General features: G+C 28.7%; 1 pseudogene. It reads right to left on the bottom strand.

The window, feature by feature from the left end:
• A pseudogene (locus tag ACFIKE_RS11410) lies at window positions 1–224 on the bottom strand (threonine synthase); the annotation flags it as partial.
• Between the last annotated feature and the right edge of the window lie 762 nt (window positions 225–986).

Below are 986 nucleotides of genomic sequence, written 5' to 3'. Positions count from 1 at the left end.
ATACTTTCAAAAGCTGTATATTCGATTTCGTTATTCACAAAGGGCCACAAAATAGTTTTAGCAATTGTTGTATAGGATTGGCCACGAAGTGCCCGTAACGCATCAAATGAGAGCTGAGGAAATTTATCTGGCAGATAAAGTCCTCCATCACTTGCCAATCCTGTCATGATCGTTTCCGTAAAGCTTAAAGCAGGAGCTTCACCTCTCGTGCTGATATATTCCATAAATTTTATCCTTTTTTTATTTCTGGAAAATTGGTGAAGTTATTTATTTCACGTTTTTCATAATATTTAAATTATTAAATGGATAGTTTTTTTACTCAATAATGAAAGGCAATAGTCTAAAGCATTTTTATTTTTGAGATATAAACGTCAAAAGTTCACAGAAAATCTGTTAAAGTCGAAATTTTTTTCTCTATTATTCATTCACTTAAATTTTGCAATATATCTTCATTTGTGCACCTTCTTAAATAATAAAATCAAATAGATAGAATGGTATTTATTGAAGAATTTTTTTTGTAAAACTCAATCATTCATATTTATTTTATGCTCTTATACTTTGTAACAATTAAATCTGCTAAAATGAATGTTGAAATGATATAAATCAAAATTCATACTGAAAGATTTATAAGGTAATTTTATGGCATTTCGTGCGCAAATTTATACTTTGAATAATTTTTGTTTAGCTTAATTTATTATTTTGTATACTAATAGATATTATATTTGTTCTATACAGTATGGTAACCTAAATTTTATCCATAGAAAACATACGACAGCCTGCTACATGATGTGAAGCAGGCTGTAAAGTATTCTCATTTTAAATAGAAAAAAATAACTAAGTATCTTTGAATTATTTGCCTTTAAGTTTTCCTATTGCCCATCCGATTGTCCCGCTAAATATGGACATAAAAAATCCAGTCAAGAATCCAAAACCCAAAGCTCCTACTGTAGAAAAAACTCCTAGCGTAATTGGTTCAAATACTTTCT

The sequence above is a fragment of the Bartonella sp. MU70NMGDW genome, assembly GCF_042194085.1.
Lineage (GTDB): Bacteria > Pseudomonadota > Alphaproteobacteria > Rhizobiales > Rhizobiaceae > Bartonella > Bartonella grahamii.
Note: the sequence above shows the minus strand (reverse complement) of the source record. Positions and strands in the feature narration are given on the sequence as shown.